Origin of the sequence: Methanoculleus sp. DTU007, assembly GCF_001512385.1 — an archaeon.
Lineage (GTDB): Archaea > Halobacteriota > Methanomicrobia > Methanomicrobiales > Methanoculleaceae > Methanoculleus > Methanoculleus thermophilus.
The window spans coordinates 36469-60710 of record NZ_LFRO01000023.1; the positions used below are offsets into that span (position 1 = coordinate 36469).

The 24242-nt window shown below is 57.4% G+C and carries 28 protein-coding genes; 11 read left to right on the forward strand and 17 right to left on the reverse strand.

Annotation, left to right across the window (positions count from 1 at the left end):
• Positions 1-13 precede the first annotated feature (13 nt).
• From ACI94_RS02225 to ACI94_RS02255, 7 genes are read right to left on the reverse strand one after another with little or no spacing between them, the layout of a single operon-like run.
• Positions 14-994, reverse strand: coding sequence for a biotin--[acetyl-CoA-carboxylase] ligase (locus tag ACI94_RS02225; protein WP_273258915.1), 981 nt, complete (start codon positions 992-994; stop codon positions 14-16).
• 5 nt (positions 995-999) lie between these two features.
• Positions 1000-1422 carry a DUF2111 domain-containing protein gene (locus ACI94_RS02230; protein WP_286681042.1) on the reverse strand — a complete coding sequence of 141 codons (423 nt, stop codon included), beginning with the start codon at positions 1420-1422 and terminating at the stop codon, positions 1000-1002.
• A gap of 32 nt (positions 1423-1454) precedes the next feature.
• Positions 1455-2033 (reverse strand): hypothetical protein, encoded by a 579-nt coding sequence (locus ACI94_RS02235; RefSeq protein ID WP_224732761.1) that lies wholly within the window; start codon positions 2031-2033, stop codon positions 1455-1457.
• Positions 2030-3466, reverse strand: a complete 1437-nt coding sequence (locus tag ACI94_RS02240; RefSeq protein ID WP_066953812.1) for an RtcB family protein — start codon at positions 3464-3466, stop codon at positions 2030-2032. Before ACI94_RS02240 ends, ACI94_RS02235 begins: the two co-directional genes overlap by 4 nt.
• A gap of 11 nt (positions 3467-3477) precedes the next feature.
• Positions 3478-3885, reverse strand: coding sequence for an archease (locus tag ACI94_RS02245; RefSeq protein WP_066953816.1), 408 nt, complete (start codon positions 3883-3885; stop codon positions 3478-3480).
• A gap of 3 nt (positions 3886-3888) precedes the next feature.
• Complete coding sequence (locus tag ACI94_RS02250) at positions 3889-4158, reverse strand: hypothetical protein (RefSeq protein ID WP_066953819.1); 270 nt, start codon at positions 4156-4158, stop codon at positions 3889-3891.
• Positions 4159-4213: 55 nt separating this feature from the next.
• Positions 4214-4528 carry a DUF2551 domain-containing protein gene (locus ACI94_RS02255; RefSeq protein ID WP_066953822.1) on the reverse strand — a complete coding sequence of 105 codons (315 nt, stop codon included), beginning with the start codon at positions 4526-4528 and terminating at the stop codon, positions 4214-4216.
• Positions 4529-5064: 536 nt separating this feature from the next.
• On the opposite strand from ACI94_RS02255, the gene ACI94_RS02260 reads away from it, so the two are divergent.
• The 5 genes from ACI94_RS02260 (at position 5065) to ACI94_RS02280 (ending at position 9107) form a co-directional block, all read left to right on the forward strand.
• Positions 5065-5919, forward strand: coding sequence for a protein translocase subunit SecF (locus tag ACI94_RS02260; RefSeq protein WP_066953825.1), 855 nt, complete (start codon positions 5065-5067; stop codon positions 5917-5919).
• The gene (locus ACI94_RS02265) at positions 5916-7376 is read left to right on the forward strand and encodes a preprotein translocase subunit SecD (RefSeq protein WP_286681043.1); all 1461 of its coding nucleotides are present in this window, start codon (positions 5916-5918) and stop codon (positions 7374-7376) included. Before ACI94_RS02260 ends, ACI94_RS02265 begins: the two co-directional genes overlap by 4 nt.
• A gap of 61 nt (positions 7377-7437) precedes the next feature.
• Positions 7438-7722, forward strand: a complete 285-nt coding sequence (locus tag ACI94_RS02270) for a co-chaperone YbbN (RefSeq protein WP_066953832.1) — start codon at positions 7438-7440, stop codon at positions 7720-7722.
• A 4-nt stretch (positions 7723-7726) separates the two neighbouring features.
• Positions 7727-8377: an NADPH-dependent F420 reductase gene (gene npdG / locus ACI94_RS02275; protein ID WP_066953835.1), complete on the forward strand. Its 651-nt coding sequence runs from the start codon at positions 7727-7729 to the stop codon at positions 8375-8377.
• Between the two features lie 187 nt (positions 8378-8564).
• Positions 8565-9107 carry an aldolase gene (locus ACI94_RS02280; RefSeq protein WP_273258920.1) on the forward strand — a complete coding sequence of 181 codons (543 nt, stop codon included), beginning with the start codon at positions 8565-8567 and terminating at the stop codon, positions 9105-9107.
• On the opposite strand, the gene aglJ is transcribed toward ACI94_RS02280, so the two are convergent.
• Entirely contained in the window at positions 9078-10004 is a 927-nt protein-coding gene (gene aglJ / locus ACI94_RS02285) for an S-layer glycoprotein N-glycosyltransferase AglJ (protein ID WP_273258922.1), read from the reverse strand. The genes ACI94_RS02280 and aglJ overlap by 30 nt on opposite strands.
• A 40-nt stretch (positions 10005-10044) precedes the next feature.
• Here aglJ and ACI94_RS02290 point away from each other — a divergent pair, with 40 nt between their 5' ends.
• Positions 10045-10629 carry a DUF99 family protein gene (locus ACI94_RS02290; RefSeq protein WP_066953844.1) on the forward strand — a complete coding sequence of 195 codons (585 nt, stop codon included), beginning with the start codon at positions 10045-10047 and terminating at the stop codon, positions 10627-10629.
• On the opposite strand, the gene ACI94_RS02295 is transcribed toward ACI94_RS02290, so the two are convergent.
• The 9 genes from ACI94_RS02295 to thiC all read right to left on the reverse strand — a co-directional run bounded on the left by ACI94_RS02295 (position 10603) and on the right by thiC (position 19641).
• Complete coding sequence (locus ACI94_RS02295; RefSeq protein ID WP_286681044.1) at positions 10603-11049, reverse strand: universal stress protein; 447 nt, start codon at positions 11047-11049, stop codon at positions 10603-10605. The genes ACI94_RS02290 and ACI94_RS02295 overlap by 27 nt on opposite strands.
• Before the next feature lie 56 nt (positions 11050-11105).
• Positions 11106-11708: an archaellin/type IV pilin N-terminal domain-containing protein gene (locus ACI94_RS02300; RefSeq protein ID WP_083524693.1), complete on the reverse strand. Its 603-nt coding sequence runs from the start codon at positions 11706-11708 to the stop codon at positions 11106-11108.
• A gap of 567 nt (positions 11709-12275) precedes the next feature.
• Positions 12276-12620 carry an AsnC family transcriptional regulator gene (locus ACI94_RS02305; RefSeq protein WP_066953854.1) on the reverse strand — a complete coding sequence of 115 codons (345 nt, stop codon included), beginning with the start codon at positions 12618-12620 and terminating at the stop codon, positions 12276-12278.
• Between the two features lie 5 nt (positions 12621-12625).
• Positions 12626-12862: an LSM domain-containing protein gene (locus tag ACI94_RS02310; protein ID WP_066953857.1), complete on the reverse strand. Its 237-nt coding sequence runs from the start codon at positions 12860-12862 to the stop codon at positions 12626-12628.
• 147 nt (positions 12863-13009) lie between these two features.
• Complete coding sequence (fbp, locus tag ACI94_RS02315; protein ID WP_066953860.1) at positions 13010-14107, reverse strand: fructose-1,6-bisphosphate aldolase/phosphatase; 1098 nt, start codon at positions 14105-14107, stop codon at positions 13010-13012.
• A 360-nt stretch (positions 14108-14467) separates the two neighbouring features.
• Positions 14468-14923 carry an Hsp20/alpha crystallin family protein gene (locus ACI94_RS02320; protein ID WP_066954640.1) on the reverse strand — a complete coding sequence of 152 codons (456 nt, stop codon included), beginning with the start codon at positions 14921-14923 and terminating at the stop codon, positions 14468-14470.
• 62 nt (positions 14924-14985) lie between these two features.
• On the reverse strand, positions 14986-17412 hold the full coding sequence (locus ACI94_RS02325; RefSeq protein ID WP_066954643.1) for a CDC48 family AAA ATPase: 2427 nt from the start codon (positions 17410-17412) through the stop codon (positions 14986-14988).
• 71 nt (positions 17413-17483) lie between these two features.
• A complete protein-coding gene (locus tag ACI94_RS02330) occupies positions 17484-18047 on the reverse strand; it encodes a 5-formyltetrahydrofolate cyclo-ligase (RefSeq protein WP_066953862.1) in 564 nt (187 codons plus the stop codon).
• Positions 18048-18366: 319 nt separating this feature from the next.
• Positions 18367-19641, reverse strand: a complete 1275-nt coding sequence (gene thiC / locus ACI94_RS02335; protein ID WP_066953865.1) for a phosphomethylpyrimidine synthase ThiC — start codon at positions 19639-19641, stop codon at positions 18367-18369.
• A 175-nt stretch (positions 19642-19816) separates the two neighbouring features.
• On the opposite strand from thiC, the gene ACI94_RS02340 reads away from it, so the two are divergent.
• The 5 genes from ACI94_RS02340 (at position 19817) to ACI94_RS02360 (ending at position 24211) form a co-directional block, all read left to right on the forward strand.
• On the forward strand, positions 19817-20515 hold the full coding sequence (locus ACI94_RS02340) for an anaerobic ribonucleoside-triphosphate reductase activating protein (RefSeq protein WP_066953868.1): 699 nt from the start codon (positions 19817-19819) through the stop codon (positions 20513-20515).
• Positions 20516-20730: 215 nt separating this feature from the next.
• On the forward strand, positions 20731-21282 hold the full coding sequence (locus ACI94_RS02345) for a dephospho-CoA kinase (protein ID WP_066953871.1): 552 nt from the start codon (positions 20731-20733) through the stop codon (positions 21280-21282).
• Positions 21279-22052 (forward strand): sugar phosphate isomerase/epimerase, encoded by a 774-nt coding sequence (locus tag ACI94_RS02350; protein WP_066953874.1) that lies wholly within the window; start codon positions 21279-21281, stop codon positions 22050-22052. The genes ACI94_RS02345 and ACI94_RS02350 overlap by 4 nt, the downstream gene beginning before the upstream one ends.
• Positions 22040-22993, forward strand: coding sequence for a ribonuclease Z (rnz, locus tag ACI94_RS02355; protein ID WP_083524694.1), 954 nt, complete (start codon positions 22040-22042; stop codon positions 22991-22993). The genes ACI94_RS02350 and rnz overlap by 13 nt, the downstream gene beginning before the upstream one ends.
• Complete coding sequence (locus tag ACI94_RS02360) at positions 22994-24211, forward strand: magnesium transporter (protein ID WP_236707417.1); 1218 nt, start codon at positions 22994-22996, stop codon at positions 24209-24211.
• Positions 24212-24242 lie beyond the last annotated feature (31 nt).

The following is a 24242-nucleotide window of genomic DNA, read 5'->3' on the forward strand; positions in this document are numbered from 1 at the left end:
CAGGTGGCCCGGGTCAGAACTGGAAACAGTCGCCGGCGATAACCCGCTCGACCTCTCCGTTGTCCTTGCGGATGATCAGGGCGCCGTGCCTGTCGATGTCGATGGCTTCTCCCTCAAAGGTCTTGTTGATGGTCTTGATGACGACCCGGTGCTCAAGCGTCAGGGAGAGGGTCTTCCACTCGCGAATGATGGAATCGTATTCTCCATCCTCGAGCTGCCGATAGCGCAGCTCAAATTCCCGCAGTATCCGGGCAAGAAGCGCCACACGATCGACCTCATGGCCCACCTCATCCTTGAGCGAGGTGATTGTCTTCTGCAGGTCCGATGGTAGATCGGCAAGTGAGATGTTCGCATCGATCCCGATCCCGAGAAGGGCATAGTGGACGGTATCTGCCTCTGCGGCGAGCTCCAGGAGCAGCCCGGCAACCTTCTTATCCCCGATGAAGATGTCGTTGGGCCACTTGATGAGGGCGCTGATGTTGTACTCCTTCCGAATGGCCCGGGCGATTGCGATCGCCCCGGCCATGGTGATCATGAAGAGGTTGTCAAGCGGGATCCGCGGTTTTAAGACGATGGTGGCCCAGATCCCACCGGCGGGCGAGACCCAGGCGCGTCCGAGTCTCCCAACGCCGCCGGTCTGCTCCTCGGCGATGATCACCAGACCGTGCAGTTGTTCAGGATCCGTCTCGCCGGCAAGTCTCTTCCCGATCCAGCTTGTGGATGTGGTGCGGTCGAAGTGGCGGATCTGCCGTCCGATGACCTGCGTGCGAAGTTTTTTCTGGATCTCGTACGGAAGGAGCCTGCTTGTTGCCGCTTCAAGGCGATAGCCTTCCGCCCGCGATGATGAGATACGGTATCCCAACTTTCGGAGTTCACGTATCTGTTTCCAGACTGCTGAACGGGTTATGCCCAGTTGCTCTGCAATTCGCTCGCCCGATACCGGGCCGGATGCTTCTTCGAGAATCTTTAATACGCTGATTGCCGTATCCTTCATGTCTATTACCTTTGCGTTGCAGGCGACTCAGTCGAGGGCGGATATGGATTCTCACCAAAGATCTGCTTTTGGATCTCCGCGTTCTGCTCCATGAAACCCGCAATATCGAAGATCCCGGTCACATCGACGATCCCAATCGCGCCGATGGCCTTGCCTTCCTCGTTTCGCACCGGCGCCACTACCACCGGGATGCCTTTGTATGGGCCTCCTTGCGGCCTGACCCTCAACGTGACGTTCTCCGCCAGGACTTCTTCAAGAACGGGGCCGGTATAGGCCTCCTCAATAATCTTCCCTCCCTCGATTCTGAGTCCGGGGTAATCTCGGGAGCGTGCTGTAACAGGCAGACGGCCAAGCAGTTCATGGATACTCATCATGATTGGAGCGAGATCGCGCGCTCTCGAAGACTCAGAGATGATATACTGCTCCATGGTCGTACCCCTAACTTTTCATCACGGTTTATCTAAAATAAGGTTTCCCTCTCGTTGCAGGAGAACTCCTTCAAAAATTCACGTGTTGGGTACTCATGGATACTGGAGATCAGAATTATTCCGTCGCCGACCACCTTCTCGATGAGAAGCGCCTCACCGGTATCCGCGGCGGCAAGCGTCTCACCGCCGTGGGACGGGAAGGTGCCATCACACTCGACGGCGGTCAGGTCGTATCCGGAGAACAGGGAGTTGTATCTGCTCTCCCTCTCGAACCTGACGGCACGCGGCCCATAGGCGAACGTATAGGTTACCGGGAATGGGAGCCAGTCGTAGGCGTCATCACGAGAGCATCCTGCCCCGAAGACAAGCAGTCGCCCACCGTTCTCGACGAAACGCCGGATACGCCCCTCTGCGGCCCGAAGAGCCGGAAGAAGGTTTGAGTAGGACGGGTTTGCAAACCCCGTCGGGACGATGAGTGAACCGAATCGTCCGCGCCAGAAGGGAGATCCAAGCATATGGGGGTTGACCGTCTCACAGCAGGAGCCGCAGTCCTCGATGAGCCGCGAGAACATGAGAGGACTGTCCCAGAGCAGCCCGGTTCTGCCGGTCACCCCTTGATCACCCCGAGCGGCTCAAGTCGGACAACGATATCCGAGAGGCCTGCTTCATGCACGACCCGGACCACTTCCCCGCTTGGCTTATAGACTTCGGGTGCTTCTTCAGCGAGGGCGGCGTCGCTGTGAGCTCGCACCACAATGCCCTCTCCTGCGAGTTGCTCCCGGAGTTCTCTCCCGCGGACTTCTTTCTTCGCCTTCGACCGGCTGAGCACTCTCCCTGCGCCGTGGCAGGTGCTCCCGAAGGTCTTTTCCATAGCAGTCGATGTGCCGCGGAGGAGGTAAGAGGACGTCCCCATGCTTCCTGGGATGATCACGGGTTGCCCGATCGCGGCATACTCCCTGGGAATACCCGCTGCCCCGGGACCGAACGCTCGTGTCGCGCCTTTGCGATGGACGCAGACCTCCATCGACGCACCGTCGACGTCGTGGCGCTCGAACTTTGCGACGTTGTGTGCGACATCGTAGATGAGCCGCATCTCATCGTAATCGATCCCGAAGAGCTGCGAAAAGACTTTTCTTGCCTCGTGCATGATGACCTGTCGATTCGCCCAGGCATAATTTGCAGCGCAGACCATGGCGCCATAGTACGCACGCCCTTCTGGGGAATCGATAGGAGCGCAGGCAAGTTGCCGATCCGGGAGTTGTATCCCGTATTTCGAAAGCGCCCCCTCGAGCACCCGTATGTGGTCGGTGGCGACCTGGTGGCCGAGACCCCGTGAGCCGCAGTGGACCATGAAACAGACCTGTCCCTCAGATATTCCAAAGGCCTTCGCAACCTCGGGATTGACGATCTCTCGCGCCACCTGAACCTCCAGGAAGTGGTTTCCCGCGCCGAGCGTCCCGATCTGCGGCACGCCTCGCTGGCGTGCTTTGGCACTGACCGTCTCCGGTTGTGCGCCGGGCATCGCGCCTTCCTCCTCGCACCGGGCAAGATCAGCGCTCGTGCCGAGTCCGCGCTCAACCGCCCATCGTGCGCCGTCGACCATGATATCGGAGAGCTCCTTGTTTGAGACCCGCAAGGTGCTTTTTGCACCAACACCTGTCGGTACCGCGGCAAAGAGGCTCTCGATCAGTTCTCGCTTCTTGCCGGAGAGATCGGCCTCGGTCAGAGGTGTCGTGATCAGCCGGACGCCGCAGTTGATGTCGAAGCCAACCCCGCCGGGAGAGATGACCCCCTCAGTCATATCAAACGCGGCAACACCGCCGATGGGAAACCCGTATCCCCAATGAATATCGGGCATGGCAAGCGAGTGTTTCACAATCCCGGGAAGGGTTGCGACGTTTGCAAGCTGACGAATTGCCCCTTCCTCAAGTGTCTCTCCAAGCGACGGTGAGAGGAAGAAACGCCCGGGTACCCGCATATTGGGAACATACCCGATGGGGACCTCCCATTCGAGGTCTCCGACTTTATTGATTCCTTCAAGCATATGGATCCCTCTTAAATATCGAAGATGATCTCCACCACATAACCCTCTTCTTCTTTAACGATTTCGAGTCCAAAGTAGGATATACCCTTGACAATCGTCCCTCCGGAGTGCCGCTTTGGATCGAAGGGCTCACCTCGTGCGGTGGCGGTGAGCCGGGTACCCTGGACATCAACGTCAAACGTGCAGAATACGGTGCCCTCGACCTCGGTGATGAAGAGCAGTTCCGAGAGGTAGTCGATAAGGAGGGCCTCGAGGTTATCGGCCTCGAGGGAGATCTCTCTCGTGACGCCGCGGTCAATGCAGGGGCCGTACATGATTTGGAACATGGCTCGGCCTGCATCGGCAAAGAGCTCGTTTATGGTCCTTCCCCGCACCCGCATCTGGACGTCGGCGGTATGTTCCAGTTCTTCGAAACTCATGGTCTAGAAGTCATCATAAAATATAGGAATCATTCCCTTGTGAACGGAGTCGATGTAGCGGGCCTGATACTTCGAGACATAGATGGTATAATCACCAACCGGGATCTTCAGATCGGTCGATTTCGGCGGTTTCACTGACGTCGGGAGGAGGATGGCTCCGCTGCAGGATGTGCTCACCCTGAAATCACGCTTTCTCTGGAGAACGTATGTTCGGACGTCGTCTGTGATGTAGATGCTTGGCGATGGTTCAGACCCCTGTGTATCACTCTGCATGATTAGTCTCACATATTGGTTTTGGGTATAAAAAAAGAGGTATGGTCTTTGAGTGTTACGTTATTCCGAGGATCTTCGCCACCACATCCACGTACTGGTCTTTCAATTCGTAAATTGTCTTTGTTCCCTCTGCGTTCCGCTTCACATGCAGAATGCCCATTCGGGATGCAATGATACCTACCATTGATGCGATGGAGTGATAGCTGATCGAGAACTGCTTCTGTAACCTCCTGTAGATCTGGGGGATGGTCAGAGATTTTACTTTCACGAAGAGGCTGAGCAGTTCGTGCCGGATTCCATCCCGGTCCCGTGAGAGATATCCTTTGAGTCGAGTTTCTATCTCTTTTTTGAGCTCAGAGGGTGATCTCATATGTGCTTGTGATTCGGTATTTTATATATATCTTTTCTTTTCAATCGTTTAATCGAGTATTCTGCCAGGAGGACGACAATTGTCTGACGAAATATGGTGAGGATAAATTAGATTGGTCTATTCATAATACTGTAACATATAAGAGGATATTTTAGAAATTTAGTGAACATAACCCGTGTTCTTGTTGCTCAGGATCTTCCTCCAATGAACTCTCCTGCAAACATTCTGCGTGCCGCTCTGTTCTGTGGGCAATGCTTGCAGGCATGCGCGTAAAGACGATGAACATGAGGGTTGGCCTGGGATCTGGCAGGGACAGTCTGAATGGATAAATGCGTTCTGGCCCGGCGTGATGAGATCTGCAAAGATGGGCTGCCATGCTTCGTTAGGACCTACGCGGAGGGAGAACCGGGCGCGATCAGACCTTATTCTGATCCGGGATATTTTGGGACGGACTCGCGCTCCCCGGGCGGATCACGATTCGCGCCTCGTATGAATGAGCAACCCTTTAACCTATCACACCCGTACACTACTACGGCATGGAATTTTCCGGATATGATATCAACAAATACTCTCCGCGGCAGATGGTAGCGCTGCCCCTCGTTCTTCTCCTCCTTGCCGGGGTCCTGGTGGGCTATACCACGCTCACCACCGGCCTGCCGGTAACTCCGGGCATTGACTTTGTAGGGGGAACGGCGGTCACCGTGTTTACCGCTGACAGCAAGGAGACGTTAGAGGCGACCTTTGCCGGGTATCCACTGCTATCGGTGGGTGAGGGGATCGGCAACGGAAAGTACCTCCAGTTCGGTCCCATGGACGATACGCAGCTTCAGGATCTCGCTAGGCTCATCAATGAGAAGTATCCTGATGCGAAAGTAGACCAGATCGGCGAGACGTTCGGAAAGACCCTTCAGGGCCAGGCAATCCTCGCACTGATCTTCTCGTTCATCGGGATGGCCGTCGTGATCTTTCTGGTGTACCGCAAACTGGTATCAGCAGGCGCGATCGTTCTTGCGGCCTTTTCTGATATCTGCATCACTGCGGCGATCATGCAGATCATCGGCATCCCGCTCTCCCTCGGGACTACGGCGGCTCTTCTGATGCTGATCGGGTACGCTGCAGACAGTAACGTCCTGCTGACCACACGTCTCTTGAAGCGCAAAGGGAAACTCGAAGAGAAACTCTCCGGAGCCTTCAGGACCGGTATCATCATGACGACGACGACGCTTACGGCCATCGCCGCGATGTGGGTCGTCGCCACGGCAGGCCAGATCCAGATCATCAGCGAGATCGCAAGCGTCCTTCTCATCGGGCTTTTTGTCGATATGATGAACACCTGGATGTTGAATGCCGGGATACTCAAAGGATACATCCGCCGGGAGAATAAGAGATGAACAGCGAAACCATCAAGAACCTTGTTAAAGACTGGCGGGTTGCCCTGCTGCTCGTGCTGGTCGTCGGCTCCCTCATCGGCATCTACCTCGCCCCCCCGAACCCGGAGAAGGGGCTTGAGGGGAACCTCCAGTTCGGTCTCGATCTCGAAGGGGGATCGTGGCTGCAGATGGAGTTCCAGTCCGTGGTCGTGACCTACTCGACCGACGGGTCGGTCGGAGACCTCGTAGAGAACCTGAGAACTGGTCTAGATGCGGATGTCATCCAGATCGACCAGAACCACCTGGAGATCCGAAAGAGCGTCTCACGCGCTGACCTTGAGCCGATCTTTGCAGAGTCGGACGCTTCGATCGTCGGTTACCAGAAGGGTGTATCGGCGCTCACCGCGGACGAAGTAAAGCGGATCTTAAGCGACAAGGTGAACGCTCTCGGGATGCAGGACGCGCGGATCAACCTCCTTACCCCGACGGGAAGCGATTACCCGCAGTATGTGCGGATTGAACTTGCCGGCGTCGATATGGCGACGGCGCAGGAGATTGTCGGCAAGCAGGGTCTCTTCGAGATCCGGATCCAGACGACCGGCAACGAGACCGAGCACGTCCTCTACGGCGACCAGATCACGAGCGTCGGCGTGCCGCAGAGAGATCCCGGAACACAGGAGTGGGGTGTCGGGTTCTCGCTCTCTGATGCCGGCGCAGAGGCCTTCCGGAATGCCGCCATCGAGCACGGAGCGGTCGACAACCCAAGAGCTCATTACCTCATGATGCTTCTTGACAACGAGACCGTCTACAGCGCTCCGCTCTCCGGCGAACTTGCGGCACAGATCCGGTCGGGCCCGGTCAGGTCGCTCTCCGCGAGCACCGGCCTCGGCGATGAGGGGCTAGAGGAAGCACAGGCGCTCCAGGTTCACCTGCGTGCCGGCGCCTTGCCGGTGAAGGTGGATATCGTCGGGTCTGGCTCGGTCCCCGCGGCGTTAGGCGAACAGTTCAAGATGGTGGTCCTCATTGCCGGGGTGCTTGCCCTGCTCACCGTGGGAGTCGTCGTCTACTACCGCTACCGGGAGCCCTCGATCGTGATCCCGATGCTCGCCGTCAACTTTTCAGAGATCGTCATTCTGCTCGGTATCGCCCGATATTTCGTGCAACTCGATCTCGCCACCATCGCCGGTCTGATAGCGGTTGTGGGTACCGGTATCGACCAGCTTGTCATCATCACGGACGAGGTTCTTCACGAAGGGCGCGTCCCATCGCCGAACCTTTATCTGAAACGGTACGGACGGGCGCTCGGGATCATCTTCGCCTCGGCGGCGACGGTCTTCATCGCCATGCTCCCTCTCGCGTTGATGGACCTCTCCACTCTCCGGGGCTTTGCCATCATCACCATACTCGGTGTCCTGATCGGTATCCTGGTCACCAGGCCCGCGTATGGAAAGATAATCATGGCAATCCTCTCCAAATAAAAATCCCACAACAACCTTTATTACCCCATTCACACACAGTGTGTGAATGGGGTATAGTCTTATGGGAAAACCAGTTTTGATGGACTTTTTCGCCGAGTGGTGCGGCCCATGCCACCAGCAGTCACCGATCATCGATGAACTCGAGGCAAGAATGGGCGACAAAGTTGAGATCAGGAAGATTGACGTCGGTGTTGATTCCGAGCAGACACGCCAATATGCCGCAAAATACGACATTCAGTTCGTACCGACGCTAATTATCGAGAAAGATGGAAAGATCGTCCAGAAACTGGTGGGTGTACAGGATCTCGAGAAACTTGAAAGCATCCTAAAACCGCTGGTCGAGTAAGGCAATGAAGATCGGGATCGTCGGTGGAACCGGTGAGATAGGGGAGGGCATGGCGCTCCGGCTCTCTCCGAAATACGATGTGATCGTGGGGTCACGTGAGGAGACAAAGGCGATAGCCACCTGTGATGCCTGCAGGGCATCTCTGGAGGAGCGTGATCTGGCGTGCAATCTCCTCGGGGTCACCAACCAGCGTGCGATCGACGAGGCGGATGTTGTCATTCTCGCGATACCGTTCAGACACGTGGCTCCCACCCTGAAAACCTTGACCGGGTTTGAGGATAAGATCGTCATCAGCCCGGTCAATCCGATCGAACGGACAACTTACTTCTATTACGCTCCTCCGCCGGAGGGTTCGGCGGCGATGATGATCAAGGGGATGCTTCCAGAGAGCGCGATCGTCTGTGCCGCGTTCAATAACGTCGCTGCAAACAAGTGGCGGGCGCTCGACGAGGTGCTGGACTACTCGGTCGCCGTCTGCTGCGACGACGATGGTGCAAAGCGAACGGTCATGGATCTTGTCAACAGTGTATCCAGCCTCCGTGCCTATGATGCAGGACCGCTTCATGCCGCTTCCATCGTTGAGAGCCTCACACCGCTTCTCCTCAACATCGCGCGGTTCAACGGGATGAAGGATGTCGGAGTGAGGTTTGTATAATCCTGCCCGGGAGAGGTTTTTGTGGCTCGGGACCTGCACCTGACCCCAAAAACCTGAACTCTTTGGTAATCGTATTCGCTCTGCAAAGACTGTTTTAGAACTCTGATCTCTTCTCGATAGTCCCAACCAGCACACAGATATCCCCTGTCGCGCCAAATCATTCTGTACGAAGTTCGGGATGTCTTAAATGCTGGATCAGGAATTCGAACGAATAGGAAAAAGGCTCTTTTTGGAAGGGCTTGTCGGAGCGAATTTCGGAAACATGAGCGTTCGGGCGGAAGGGGGCTTCTACATCACCAAAACCGGCGCGTACCTCGATTCCTGCGGGATGCCGGTCTACGTGCCTCATACGGGCGACGTCCCGCGTGAAGCCTCAAGCGAGTACCGGGTTCACCGGGCGGTCTACCGGGCGACCGAGCACCAGGCGATCGTCCACGCCCACCCGGTTCACGCCGTTGCGGCCTCGCTCGATCATGATCTCGTCCGGCCGGTCGACAGCGAGGGGGGTATGCTCTGCCCGGAGATCCCGGTCGTCACCGGGAGCCCGGGGACCAACGAGATCGCAGAGAACGTCGCCGGGGCGCTTCAGGCCGGTCATATCGTCATTGTCCGGGGGCATGGGACGTTTGCCGCCGGAAGAACACTTGATGAGGCGTATATCTACACCTCGATAGCAGAGTATGCCTGTAGGATTCTCTTCTTATCGGGGCGGCTTCGGGGGGTTCTGTAACTCCTCGATCTGACGGATGATCTCGCGGTGAAACCCAAGGAGCATGTCGCTGATAACCCCGAACATGAAGATCTGAAAGCCGACCACGATCAGGAGGACCGTGAGGATGGTGAGCGGCAGGTGCTCGATATTCTTGAGCCATTCGAGGACGACATAGATCCCGATGACACCACCTGCAAGCGATATGAAGAGACCGATGATCCCGAAGTAAAAGATCGGGTTGTTCGTCTTCGCGAGCCGGTATATGGTCGAGAGTATCCCGATACCGTCGTGGAGGGGATTTAGTTTGGTGGCGGTGCCGGATCGTGCGTAGTATCGGACAGGAACGACGGCTATTCGCTGCCCGTGTCTCACCGCCTCGACTGCCATCTCCGTCTCGATCTCGAATCCGGTCTCCTTTAAGGTCATTTGCCGGATCGAATGAAGGGTAAAAGCGCGGTAGCCGGAGAGGATGTCACGAAGGTCTCGTCCGTGTGCTATCCTGAACATCAAGTTGATGATATGGTTGCCGAGGTGGTTCAGCCTCGTGAACGCCCCTTCCTCCGGGTTGGCAAGGCGGTCGCCGATGACGTGATCGAACCCCCGCCCGAGAGGTTCGAGCATTCGCTCCGCGTCTTCCGGCGAGTTGGTCCCATCTCCGTCAAGCATGAGCACGTAAGGCTTATCGATGATCTCGATAGCCTCGATAATGGCGTTGCCCTTTCCCTTCCCCGTCTGTTTCCGGACAATTGCTCCTGCAGCCTGTGCAATCTCCGGGGTCCCGTCGATGCTGTTCCCATCCATGACGAGGATGTGGTGAAACCCGCGCTCCTGGAATTCCTGGATCAGTCTGCCGATCGTCGGGGCTTCATTCAGCGTAGGGATGAAGATGCACACCTCATCGCGCTCGATGCTCATTGACGTACTTATATCCAATTGGGAATCATAAGGACTTCGCATGCACGTTGCCAAATCGGGGCTTAGGGTTCTCGGGATCGCTGAGAGTTACTCCGGGCGTGAGCGGTCCACCCTTGCCGGGGTCGTCATGCGAAAAGATCTCCTTATCGACGGGGTGGCCTTTGCACCGGTGACCGTCGGGGGATCGGACGCCACCGATGCGGTCATCCGGGTCTTTACCGGCCTTGCACGAGAGGATATCAACCTCATAATGATCAGCGGAAGCGTCATCGCCTGGTACAACATCATCGACCCCGTAGCGGTGCAGGAGGCGACGGGTCTCCCCGTCATCATCACTACCTACGAGGAGTCGGAAGGGCTCGAGGAAGACATTCGCCGGCACTTTCCGGGCGACGTTGAGAGGCTTGCAGCATACCGCCGGCTTGGCGAGCGTATCCCCGTCAGGCTGCACTCGGGATACGCTCTCTTCATCCGGCCTTACGGACTTTCCTTCAAGGATGCTGCAAGGCTCTGCAACGACTTCACGCGCGAAGGGAAGGTGCCCGAGCCGATCAGGGTTGCCCGGCTCATTGCCCGGGGTCTCGTCCGGTCGTCCCGGTCAACTCCTGACGACCATGACCGTTGACGTCGCATGATCGACGACGTAGGAACTGACACTCCCGAGGATGAATCGGTCGATCCGACCTCTGCCATGCGATCCAATCACGGTCAGGTCGGCGTTGAGCTCCTGCGCGAGAGCGGTGATCTCCGCTCCCGGGTGTCCTCGGCGCTTGTGAACCGTCATCCGGACTCCGGATGCGGCTGCCTGCCGCTCCGCTTCGGCGAGAATCTCATCCGCCTCCCGTTCGAGCGAGTCGAGGACTGCCTGCCTTGCTAAATCGGGTGGTTCGAGCTCGTTGAGCATCAGTGTAGGGTAGGTTTCGGTCTGGATAACATGTACGGCATGAAGGGCTGCTTTCATGGAGCGGGCAACGGCCAGCGCTTCCTCGAGCGCTCTGTGACCGATCTCCGACCCATCGATCGCGACGAGTATCAATTTGAACATAATCGTCTGTCTGAAACGTACTGATACAAATACATGGTCTTTGCAGGCGTTCCACCTCATGCCTGCACGGTGTGCTTCGAGATTATCTCCCCCGTCTGCTTCTCCAAAATCTCGACGGTGACCTGTACGCCCGGGTAGATGGTATTGTCGGAGAGGTCCAGTTCCAGCTCCTCGCCTGGGTTCCAGTAGGGGGTGCGGCACCCCTCGCCCCCGAGCGTCTTTACCCCGTAGTGGTGCGATGGTATGAGCCGGTGGCCGTTTAAAGTCTGGACGACGCAGACTTTCTGGCCGTTCCGATATATGACTGCCTTTAAGCCGTCGTTTTCGTAGACCGTGCTGCCGTTATTGAGGAGCACTATCCTGCTTGCGCAGGTGAATTTTCCTGTCTCCTTGCTGTTATGAGAGATCTCGGTAATAATGATCGGCGGCTCTGCAGGCTCCATCCAGGACCCGGACGGGAGCATCGCAAGCGCCATCAGCAGGACAAGAATAGCGAGGATGATGGTGATGGCAACCATCAGGAGCGTGCCGTGCGTCTCCGAGATGGCTCGATCACTCTCCGTGGTCAGCTCTACTGGCGCTTCGGACGGTTTCCCTGGCTGAGATGCCGTTCGTAAAGCCGTTGAAAATCGAAAGATTGTGCTATCCGCTCCCAACATTTACGTCCCTGTACCGTCTTCTTCCCGCGGACCGCGGACCACGACAGCCCGATGCGCCAACTGCGCTGGGTCTCCCGGCGGGCGTTCTGACATGAACTACTGGAGCAATGGTTTGCCCGCACGGCATCTCTATCTGTATGCAGGGGATAGTGACTCCCCATCCTCCTTGAAGCGTCATTCTCGCCTTGGATGAGAATCCCACCATCTGATAAATAAACGCTACGAAACGAAGTTTCAGTTGTGAGTGATTGAACTATGAAACAGAACTCAGGTCCATCTCGATCGATTTTTAAGCGGACTATGGAGCAGCCACTTGCCTGTAGGAGCTGCTGATTGCGCCCAGGATACAGAGGCCGGTCTTCAAGGTTAAGGCCTGAGGGAGTGGCATCTTACAGCGCAGGCTATGAGATCTCCTGGATGAGAGGCGGAGGTCACAAGGGGGCGTGCGGCATTGTCCGAAGAAATGAGTGCTGGAGGCGGACACACCCGGTAAGGGGCGGGGCCGCCACCCCATCATCAGGAGTGATGACCGCTGGTCCCGGTCAATCGAGGGACCCCTGGGAAGCGTCACTCACCCTGGTACTCTTCAAGAGCGAGCTGGTACATCCAGTCGAAGAGGAGCGCGCAGTCTTCCGGGGTACACTCCTGATCGCAGCCGATACAAGGGAGGATCTCTCCTCCTGCAAGGATGAGACAGGGGTCAATCGCCTGTTTCTTCGCCCGCAATAGATACGTCTTGATGCCGTCGCTACGAAACTCGATACGCTCGATCAGCCCGGCATCCAGCAGTCGCTTTACGATTCTTGAGCACTTTCTGCTGTCGATGTCAAGGAGTTTCCAGAGTTCGCTCTGGAGAACCCCCTGGCGATGAGACTGAATGACCTTAAGTGCTTCTTCCTCCTGGTCGGACATGGCTATCAGAGCAGGGGTGCAATAGTCAAAATGTTATTGCCTCTTATGACGACGGTCCCCAGTATGCGGCCCCTCTGGTCGCCTTTATACTCTGTGGTCTCGTCCATATGCAGATTCAGGTGTTCGTCAACCGCCACGAGCCGGCCCTGGAGTTTTCTGCCGTCGTCCTTGATCTCAACGACTATTTTAGAGTCTACGAGAGAAAAAACCTTTTTTACGGGGAGTACAATGCCGTTAACCATCTGTTCTTATATGGTTACCCTCACGCATTAAATTTTCCGTCAACCATTTCCGGCATAGAAAGAGGCCTCCCTGCTACAGAGATCTCGTTCGAGTACCCTTGATTGCAATCAATGGCTGGCAGTCCAAAAACCAGGAGTAAAAATGGGTTACTCGGGGAGGTCTTCCCAGCGGTCCTTGAACTGCTTCTCGACGCCGGGGAGAGTGGTATACTCCATCTCTTCGAGCGAGAGGCGGTGAGGTTCGAACGGTCCGTGGGCCCTGAGCATACTGGAGAGTTCGCAGCACTGTTCGCGGACGCGATCGAATGCCGGATCGTCGAACATATCTGCAGGCCCGATCAGTTTCCCGTTGCTGACCTGGAACCCGAGACAGATGACCCGGGGCGGTCCGTCGAACTGCGTGCAGTTTGCATCGCAGACGCCGACCGGCATGAATGGTCCATGGTGCGAGCCGCGCATCCAGCCGGCAACGAGGATGGGTGTCCTGAAGGGGTCGATGACCTCTCCGACCGACGGGAACCCGCTCTGTGCCCTGACGATCATGACCGGGTCGTCCTTGCCGACGTAGCGGCCGGCCATCAGATTCAGTCGCTGGGTGCTGGTGGAGGCCGCGATTGTGCCATCCCTCTTCCAGACGTACTTGATCACATAGCGGCTCGGTGCTCCGATATAGGCAAGAAGGCTGTAAGACTCTTCGGGCGTGTTAAAGCGGATCCTCCGCTTCTCGATGACATCGTGGACCTCGAAGGTGAACCCTTGGTGCATCGAAGGATCGATGACGAGGCCGGACGTGCTGAAGGGATCGGCGAAGATCTTGTAGAGGAAGTAGTTCCACGCCCCGGGCTCGGTCTTGTCGGCCATGAAGATCAGAACCGGATCGGAACCCCGCTCCTCAAACTCCATCTCGGCAACGCCGGGTCCCATCCCCTTAACATTGCCGCTGAAAGCATCCCCAAGGAGGTCCTGGCCGGCGCCGTAGAGTTTCATCTCTTTGGCAACTCCGGCGCACTCCATGAAGATATCCCACGCCAACTTGTGGATCTCTTCATTGTCCTCACCCTTGGTGTGCGTCATGATCAACTCGAGATCATCACCGCAGTGGGTAACATGCGAGTCGATGATGATCTTGCCCTCTGCTTCCTTGAGCCTCTGGGCGGCCAGTTCAAGGATCTTTGGGTGGGTACGGGAGTGCCCTGGGAAACTGCCTATATCTGCTTTAATTACAGACACGGTGGTCTTAACCATTTAATCACCACTACCTGGACGGGCATAGCCCTTACGACTAGTAGATAGGTATTACTGTATATGTAGGTGTTGTTGCCTTGAAAAAGGGTTGGCTGGGGCAACGTATAGTACGACTTCCTATCCTTGATGTGGACCGGATTTCTTTCGCATGTGTGCGGCGGGAAGTGGCATTCTGCTTAATGTAGTGAGTTTTGGCTTTTTGGTCCAATTATACTCTTCAATCCAAAAAAGGAAGGCTATCGGTGTTCAATCCCATTGGGGTCTAATATGTGACTTAGATGTCCGCCGCGCGTCCCCTCCCGGGGCGGCAGATGAGGAAAAAGAGGAGTTGCCGGGTTCTGCCGGGTCTTGGGACGGCCCTTAATCGATCCGGATTGTTTTGCCCCGTGAGAATTTGACCTCCAGGACACCATGCTTGTAGTTTGACTGCATGGAGTCGGGATCCACGGCCGGCACCTCCACCGAGGTCAGCTGGTTTGCGCCGGCGATGATCGTCAATGTCCCATTGATGAGTGACAGGTGAATTTCATCTTTTTCGACACCCGGGAGATCGACTGCCACCGTCACATCATCGTCGGTTGTAAACATCTCTGCGATCGGCTCGATCTTTCCTTCCGATGAGGGTTCTGCAGGCGCAGATACGGGTTCCGTCTCCTCCGTCGTTGGGGCCTCCTGTCTGCTGGCATCATGAAGGACGATCTTGAATCCATAGGCAAACGGCCTGTTCTGATCTCCCTGCTCTTTGAGCCCCTGCTCCATGAGACGTTTCATCAGCTCGTTGAGCTGCTGGAAGATGTCTTCTGGGGTGTCACTCATGTGCATCACGTTGTCTTTGACTCTGTTGATGAGGGACCGCCCCCAGAAGGGGACCGGTCCCATCAGAACGCCATGCCTGTCTGGGGCAGCGGACGTTCTATCTTGGTCTTCAGTTCCTTTGTGAGACGGCTTATCTCACCGAAGTCTTTCTTTCTCGCGTAGACCGCGTCTTTGAGGGCCTGCACCAGATCCTTGACTTCTTCCTCGATCTTTCCAGTCTCCCGCGTCCTGACCCGGTTGATGGCCGAGACGGCCTCTTCAAGGGCCGACCGCTGCTCCTGGTTGTAGAGGATCTTCCAGGAGCTGCGTTCGTTCTCTTCCAACCGGTCGATATCCAGCGAACCTTTCACGCGGGTGAAGGCATCTTCGAAGTGTTTCTTCGTGATCCTTACATTGCCGATCGCCTGGCGCCGTTCTTCCTCGGGCTTCTTGCCCATCACAGCAATGAACTCGCGCATTGCGGATATCTTTGCTTCACGGACCAGTGCCTCGATGTCGGCTCCAACGTAGCCTTCTGTCCTGTCAACCAGTTCATCGATGTTGACATCGTTTGAGAGGATCTCTTTGTTCCTGAGGTAGACCTCGAAGATCTTCTTTCTGCCCTCACGATCCGGCGGAGGAACGTAGATGATCCGGTCCAATCTGCCGGGGCGAAGCAGCGCCTCGTCCAACATGTCAGGGCGGTTGGTAGCGCCGAGAACCACGACATTGTTGAGCTCCTCGAGGCCATCGAGCTCTGTCAGGATCTGGCTTACCACACTTTCAGTTACGTGTGATGATCCTATATAAGCTCCGCGCTTTGGCAGAAGTGCATCTATTTCGTCGAAAAAGATAATCGACGGTGCAGCTTGCCTCGCTTTCCTAAACACCTGACGAATTCCGCGTTCTGATTCCCCGACCCATTTCGAAAGGAGTTCCGGACCTTTTACAGAGATGAAATTGCATTCGCTCTCGTTTGCGACCGCCTTTGCCAGGAGGGTTTTCCCCGTTCCTGGGGGGCCGAAGAGCAGGATCCCGCGGGGTGGCTTAGTGTCCAGGGAGGCAAATACCTCCGGGTACTTGAGCGGCCACTCGACGGCTTCCGCAAGATCTCTTTTTACGTCATCAAGGCCTCCGACGTCTTCCCATTTGACATCGGGTATCTCCACGAGCACCTCCCTCATCGCGCTCGGCTCAACATGCTTGTGCGCTTCGATGAAGTCCTCGTTCGTTACACGGAGCTGGTCGATGATCTCGGCAGGGATCTCCTCCTCGATCTTGATCTGCGGGATGATCCGACGCAGCGCGTGCATCGCCGCCTCCTTTGCAAGCAGCGCGATATCTGCGCCGACGAACCCATGCGTCGAGCGGGCGTACTCCTCAAGGTTCACATCGTCGGCAAGCGGCATGCCCCGTGTGTGAATCTGGAAGATCTGCTGCCTCCCTTTGGTGTCCGGGATGCCGATCTCGATCTCGCGGTCGAACCGGCCGCCGCGCCGCAGAGCAGGGTCGATCATATCGGGAAGGTTCGTTGCGGCGATTACCACGACCTGACCACGGGTCTTCAACCCGTCCATGAGAGCGAGGAGCTGGGCGACGACCCGGCGTTCGACCTCGCCCTTCACCTCTTCACGTTTGGGCGCGATCGAGTCGATCTCGTCGATGAAGATGATCGAGGGCGCGTTCTCCTGCGCCTCCTCAAAGACTTCGCGGAGACGCTCCTCGGATTCGCCGTAATACTTGCTCATGATCTCGGGGCCCGAGAGCGTGATGAAGTGAGCGTCCACCTCGTTTGCCACTGCCTTTGCGATCAGCGTCTTTCCTGTACCGGGCGGGCCGTAGAGGAGGACACCCTTTGGAGGCTCGATGCCGAGGCGCTCAAAGAGCTCGGGGTGCCGGAGGGGGAGTTCGATCATCTCCCGGACGAGTTGCAGTTCGCGGTCGAGACCCCCGATATCCTCGTAGTGGACGTCGGCCGCCCTCGTCTCCCGCTGCCCCTCCTTGGGCTCGTATGGGGTCTCCTTCAGCTCGATCTCGGTGCTGTCGGTGACGATGGCGATGCCTTTCGGGACGACTTTGGCGACCGCGAACGTAAGCGGGTTGCCGAGGATGCTGACCGGAATGTATTGCCCCTCGATAACCGGCCGGCCTCGAAGGAGTCTTGCCAGGTACTGCTCGCCGCCGACCAGCCGGATCGGCTGGGTCGGCTGGATGGTCACTTTCTTCGCGTATCCGGCCTCGGTCTTCTTGATCTTGACTATATCGTCGATCCCCGCCCCGACGTTGCGCCGGGTGTTTCCATCGATACGCAGAATTGCCCTGCCGGTGTCCTGGGGGAATCCAGGCCATACGAGCGTCGCTGCCTTCTGCCGACCTTCGATCTCGATGACGTCCCCGCTGACAAGATTGAGAGCCTTCATTGTGTCGATGCTCAGTCGGGCAATCCCACGACCGGCGTCTTCATGAGCCGCCTCTTTGATGGTCACCTCAACAGAGTCGATATTAGCCATGTGCTCCATCTCCTGTGATGTTTACCATAAGTAAGTGAAAAGTTATATTTATATTTTTGCATTGCAGCATCCTATTTGCACTGGATGATACCCTTTTCTGTAACAATGAAGTCCATCTTCACGTCGTAATCGTCAGCAGGAATGCTCTCCATCTGCTGGCAGGAGAATGCAATCCCAATCTTTTTTGGGCGTGGGTACCGGCAGAGGAAGCGGTCGTAATACCCGGCGCCGTAACCAAGCCGGTTCCCTTCGGCATCAAAGGCAAGCATCGGTATGATGACGGCTTCGACCTCCTCGGGCCGGGCCGGAATCTCGTGACCGATCGGTTCGGGAACGTTGAATGTGCTCGGGACGAGGACCCCGGGGTCCGGGAGATACGAGAGGCGAAGGCTGTGGGTCTCCCGCTCGATGATAGGCACGACAACCTTCACGCCCCTGCGGTTTAACTCGAGGATGAGGTCATTTGTCTCGACCTCCGGGGCTTTTGAGACGTAGACCATAACCGTTTCAAACCCGTTCAGGAGTCCAAGGAGCCGTTGTTTGATGCTGCTGCTGTACGCTGTAATCTCGTTTTGGGAGAGATGGGATCGGACCTCCTTTGCCTGCGCGCGGAGGGCCGCCTTTGCCTGACTCATTATAGGAGTTTTGGCTCAATCAAACCATAAAATATACATGCTCCCGGGCGGGAAAGCCGTCGCTTCGCTGCTTTCCGCTCCCCGCTGCAGACCTCACAGATCCCGCGGAGCAAGAATGCCGTCGCGGCGTTCTGGGGTGCATCGAGGATCTCGTCTCGGGATGCCCCTTCCCTTCAACGCGATGCCCATATGGACCTTCGGGCAGCTGCCTGCCTCAGTGGCGATCCCCTCACGGTCCACGTTACCGTGAACATCAACTTCCGCTCTTTGGCGAATGTAATATTAAAAAGTGGGAGTGTCCCGCCGGACTCTCCTATTGTTAGAAGTTAAAATGCCGCCCGACAATCTTTAACGCGCAGTAATCGCCGCACATTGTGCAGGCATCGGTGTCGGCCGGCATCCGTTCGTTCCGGATTGCCCGGGCGCGCTCGGGGTTGATCGCGATCGCAAACTGCCGTTCCCAGTCAAGTTCCCGGCGTGCGTGGCCCATCTCGAGATCGGCGTCCCGCTTCTTGAGTTTGATCATATCCCCGACGTGGGCGGCGATCCTTGAACTGATGACGCCCTCATAGACCTCCTCGGGGGTTGGGAGCGCCAGGTGTTCGGCCGGCGTCACATAGCAGATGAAATCGGCACCGTAAGAGGAGGAGAGCGCGGCCCCGATGGCGGCCACCCGGTCGTCGTAGCCCGGTGCGATATCGGTGACGAGCGGCCCGAGCATGTAGAACGGCTTTCTGTTTGTGACCCGCTTTTGCAGGATGACGTTCGCCTCGATCTCGTCGATCGGGATATGCCCCGGTCCCTCTATGATCGCCTGCACACCCTCTGCGTGAGCTTTGTCGGCGAGTTCGGCATTGATGAGCAGTTCCTGAATCTGAGCGCGGTCGGTCGCGTCGTGGACCGCACCCGCCCGCATCCCGTTGCCGAACGAGAGAGTGACCTCGTGCTCTTTTAAGATCTCAAGCAGGTAGTCGAATTCAGAATAGAGCGGGTTCTCTTTTTCGTTGTGGAGCATCCACGCGGTCATGAAGGCGCCGCCCCGGGAGACGAGCCCGCCGTGCCGTCCCTGGTTCTTTAAGCGCTTCATCGTCTCGTAGTTGATCCCGGTGTGGATCGCCATGAAGTTCGTCCCGAGCTTCGCCTGCTCCTCCGTGATCCGGAAGAGGTCGTCCTCCTCCATGTGGACGACGGCCCCGTATTTTCGGGCGGCCTCGATGAACGCCTGGTAGAGCGGGACGGACCCGACCGAGAGGGTGGTCGCCTCGATGACCCTGCGCCGGATCTCGACGAAATCGCCGCCGGTGGAGAGTTCCATCAGCGTATCGGCACCGGCGCGCTCGGCCTGCCGGGCCTTCTCGACCTCCATATCGACGTCCACGATATCCGAAGACGTTCCGATGCTTGCGTTGACCTTCGTCCGGAGTCCTTCGCCGATACCGCAGATCTTCACCTTGCGATAGGGGGAGACCGGGATGACGATATGGCCCTCGGCCACGCCGCGCCGGACGAAATCCTCAGTTACACCTTCTGCTGCCGCAACAGCCCGCATCTCTTCAGTGATGATGCCATGTCGGGCATCCTCTATGAGTCCCATGGCTCTATATTTGAGAGAAAGGGTTGATAAAGGCTTGTTTTTGCGATTTGACCTAAGATTTGCTTGTTTTCTCCTAAAGTAAAATTGATTTACGCTTACTCAGGTTTTGTTTCCTAGCCGGGAAGCCAAGACTTACAAGAGAGTGGAGAGCACCAGTACATCGATTGGTGATCCCTTGTACGTCAATTTTGGTGGCTTTGTTCCAATCAGCACCGTCGACTGGCGTGGGCGGGCAGCCTGCACCGTCTTTCTCAGAGGATGCCCCGCCCGGTGCTTCTACTGCCACAACGCCTCCCTTCAGGGCGGTGAGGACCTTCGCGACATAGATGAGATCCTTGAAATGATCCGGAGTTCCCGCATGCTTGCAGGTGCCGTCGTCTTCTCCGGAGGAGAGCCGACACTGCAGGGGCCGGCGCTCATGCACCTCGCCACCGCTGCCAAAAAGATGAGGTTCTCCGTCGGCCTGCACACAAACGGGATGTTTCCCCGGGTTATTGAAGCCCTCCTTAAGGAGCATCTCGTGGACATGATCGCGCTCGACCTCAAGACTACATGGGAAGACTACGACAATCTACTGGGGCTTCCCGCCGTCGATGCGGTGAAGGGGTCGCTTGATCTCTGCATGCGGGCCAGGGCCAACGGCAGCCTCGGAAGATTTGAGGTCGTGGTCACTCTCTTCCGGGGCAGGGAGAGTGATCTCCCATCCATCGCCAGGGCCACCCGCGGGGTTGATCTCGTGCTCCAGCAGGGAGTTGCCCCGGGATTTATCCCCCTGACCCGACAGGAACTCGAGGCGGCAGCAGCGCCGCTTGGCCGCAAAGTTCGGATACGGACCCGGGAGGATGGCGAGGTCGAGTACGACCCGGAGCGGTAGGTGTTCTCGCGATGCACCAGGTCCGGTTTTGTCGATGCAGCGCTGACGTTAAGCATAATAGCGTCGGGAACGCACGGTTATGGAGACGCTCGTGGCGGCTGCCCGGACCTCGCATTACGGGGATCGGGCGGCCGGCTACACCAGGATTCTGCAGCCGGTCTCTCGCCGGCACGGCCTGCTGTTCTGGATAGAGTATAATAGGTGGAGAAGTCCTGATGAAGGTCATTGGAATTGTTGGTATGCCGGCAAGCGGGAAGGGGGAGGTATCAAGGGTCGCCAGGGATCTCGGGATCCCGGTTGTGGTTATGGGCGACGCGATACGGGAGCAGGTGAGAGCGGCCGGTCTCCCCCTGACGGATGCTAACTGTGGCGCGATCGCCGGGAAGTTGCGCGCAGATCTCGGTATGGACGCCATCGCCCGGATCACCATCCCGATCATCGAGGAGACGGGTGCGCCTGTTGTCCTGGTGGACGGTATTCGGGGAGACTATGAAGTAGCGACGTTCAAAGAGCACTTCCCCGAATTCACACTGATCGGGATCGTCTCGTCGTTTGAGACCCGTTACCGGAGGCTCGCAGAGCGGGGGCGATCCGATGATTTCCTCACCGTTGAAGAACTCCATCTTCGCGACGAGCGGGAGCTTGGGTGGGGGCTCGGCCGGGCTTTAGAAGAAGCGGACTGCCTGATCACGAACGAGGGAACCCTTGAGGAGTTCACTGCCGAGGTCCGCGCCCTGCTCTGCCGGCTGGGAGGGATAGGAGAATGAGTCTGGTACCATATTTTTCATCCTCATCCAAGGTCTGGGAGTCGCGGGACTGGGTCTTCGGGCTCGAGGAGATCGGGTATGCCGGCTGGGAGATTGTTGCCGACGGCAAATATCGGCTTGACAACCACGAGAACTTCGCCGCTATCCAGGATAACCTCGAGAGCACCGGCCTTCTTGCGACCGTTCACGCGCCTTACAGCGACTTAAACCTCGCATCACTCAACTACCCTATCTGGCGCGAATCGATCCGCCAGACCTGCTGCTGCATTCATTATGCCGCCGACCTGACAGACCGGGTGACGATCCATCCCGGGTTTGTCTCCCCCGTGGGAAAACTCGTTCCCGAGAAGGTCTGGGAGATGCAGAAGACTGCGCTTGTCGAGATCGGAAAGTACGCGGAGGACCACGGCGTTCTTGCGTGCCTCGAGAACATGATCAGCATTAAAGACTTCCTCTGCCGCTACCCCGAGGAGATCCTCGGGCTCACGGAGGGGATCGCGGGGATCGGGATCACACTAGACCTCGGGCATGCCAACACGAATGGTCTTGTCGATGCGTTCCTTGAGCATGTTCATGAGGTCAACCACCTGCACATCCACGACAACCACGGAGCGTCGGATGAGCATCTGGCGCTTGGTGACGGCACCATCCACTGGGAGAAGGCCGGACGGATCATCGCTCGGGACTACTCCGGTCCGGTTGTGATCGAGGGCCGGACGCTTGAAGAGGCAAAACGAAGCCTTGCAGCATTCAGGAAGTGGTTCATATAGCCGGCGAGACGTTGCATGTTCACTTCCTCGGCACAGCGGGGGCTCTCCCGTCTCCACAGAGGAACCCATCCTCGGTCCTGATTCGGCGCGGAGCCGACACTCTGCTCTTCGACTGCGGGGAGGGGACTCAGCAGCAGATGATGCGTGCCCGAACCGGATTTACGGTGAATGCCATCTTCATCACTCACTGGCATGCCGACCATTTTCTTGGTGTCTTCGGGCTCGTCGAGACGCTCGCGTTCATGGGGCGGACAGATCCGCTCCCGATCTACGGCCCACCCTGGGTCGAGGAGTTCGTTGAGATCGTGCAGAAGATCAACCGTCATGCCCGTGGGTTCCCCGTCACCGCACACACACTCGAGCATGGCTCGGTCGTACCCTTCAACGGTTACACCGTCCGGGCGTTCGCGACGCTCCATGGCATATCTGGACTTGGCTATGTGCTTGAGGAGGACGAGCGGCCCGGCAGATTCAATCGCGAGCGGGCCATCGAACTTGGTGTCCCGCCGGGTCCGCTCTTTGGACGACTTCAGCGCGGGGAGACGGTCCGCATCGTCCGTGACGGCGTCGAGGTTGAGGTCCGACCCGACGACGTACTGGGCATGCCGCGTCCCGGGCGGAAGATCGTCTATACCGGGGACACACGCCCGCTGCAGCACCAGCCCGATACTGCTGCATTGATCCGGGATGCAGACCTTCTGATCCATGATGCCACGTTCGATGATCAGGAGAGTAACCGGGCCCGCGAGGTCCTCCATTCGACCGCCGGCGAGGCGGGCGAGGCTGCAGCAGCATTAGGGGCCCGTATGCTTGCCCTGCTGCACATCAGCTCCCGCTACGCGAGCACAGCAAACCATATACGCGATGCAAAGCGACATTATGAGGGTGACGTGATCCTGCCAGCCGATCTGGCGGTGCTGGAGATCACATACAGGAGCTGATTGAGATGGACGGTGATGGTGATGGAGCAGGGCCTATCCAGCCAGAGCCACCTGATCCTGACGGGTCTTGGCGCCCTGCTCATCAGCGCCGCCATCTCGAGCGTTGCAGGCATTTATCTTGGTTCTGCCCGTGAAGTCCTCGCATTGATACCCGGCCTGATGGTGCTCCTGCCGTCGATAATCCATATTCGGGGGAGCATCGCCGGCGTCTTTGCATCACGCCTCTCCTCGGCGATGCACCTTGGGGAGTTCTCCATCGACTTTGAGGAAGGCTCCGTTCTCGGCGACAATATCCGCGCCTCGTTTGTCATAACGATTCTTATCGCGTTCGTTATCGGCGTCTTTTCCTATGCGGCGAGCCGCATCTTCGGGTACCCCGTGATTGGCGTCACCGACCTCGTGCTGATCTCGGTCGTCACAGGCATTGTCGCGGGAACTGTGGTGATGGGGATCACCCTGCTCGTTGCTCTTGCAAGTTACCGCTACGGTCTTGACCTCGACATGATCGGCGCACCGGCCGTCACCACCACAGGGGACCTCGTTACGCTTCCGATCCTCGTGCTCTCCGCGACGCTCATCGTGCATCTCTCTCCCGGATTCCGTCTGGTTCTCGGAGGTCTCGCAGTCGTGGTCGCCGTCGCGACCGTTCTCTACACCTGGCGCCGCTCGGAGGGGCTCGGCTCGATCGTCCGGGAAAATCTCTACCTCCTCATCCTGCTCAGCGTCCTCGGCACGCTGGCCGGTCTGACCTACTCCTTCAACCTCGAAGAACTGGTGACGGTCGCAGCCTTTCTCATCCTGATACCGCCGTTCACGGGAGGCCTTGGGTCAATTGGGGGCATTCTCGGGTCGCGTCTCTCGACCGGGATGCACACCGGCGAACTCAACCCCTCTATCCTTCCCGAGCGCGGCGTCGTGCATCATTTTATTATTTCCTACCTCTATACGTTGATATTGCTTCCACTGCTAGCGCTCATCGCGCATGGTGCAGCGGTGCTCATGGGGTTGAACAGCCCCGGCCTTGGGATACTGGTCGCCATCAGTCTTGTGGCGGGTCTGGTTGTCATGACACTGGTGAACGGCGTGGCGTACGTCACTGCGAGTCTTTCATTCCGCTACGGTCTCGATCCCGACAACTTCGGGATCCCTGTCGTCACAAGCCTGATCGACCTGATTGGCGCAGCTGCGCTCGTGGCCGTGATAGGCCTGCTGTTGTAGTGAAAGAAGATGAGAACGACGGTTATTAGAC